1 pseudogene is annotated in these 431 nt (G+C 36.2%); it reads left to right on the top strand.

The window, feature by feature from the left end:
- A pseudogene (locus tag BBI00_RS18980) lies at positions 1 to 431 on the top strand (phosphatidylinositol-specific phospholipase C); the annotation flags it as partial.

Raw genomic sequence — 431 nt, forward strand, 5'->3', positions numbered from 1 at the left:
AAAGAAGAATATTATGCGTCCAACATCACCCGAAGTTTTGAAGAAACATTTGATTCTTATGTTCAGAAAAATCCTTCAAAATGGGATCTTGGAGCCAATATTCCTACACTGGGAGCTGTAAGAGGAAAGATCAAATTATTCAGAAGATTCTCTTCGGGAACAACCAAAGGAATCAATGCTTCACCATGGGCAGACAATACAACTTTTGACATCAACAATTCCGGAGTACAACTTAAGGTTCAGGATTATTATAAGGTAACGAACAATGATGATAAATGGAACGGAATTTCCAGTCTTCTTAATGAAGCTAAAACTGATACGAACGGCAAACTTTTCGTGAATTTCACCAGTGGTTACAAGCCTGGAATTTTCGGTATTCCAAGTATTCCTACAGTATCCAACAATATTAATCCTAGACTTAAAACATTCTT

Source organism: Chryseobacterium arthrosphaerae, from assembly GCF_001684965.1.
Lineage (GTDB): Bacteria > Bacteroidota > Bacteroidia > Flavobacteriales > Weeksellaceae > Chryseobacterium > Chryseobacterium arthrosphaerae.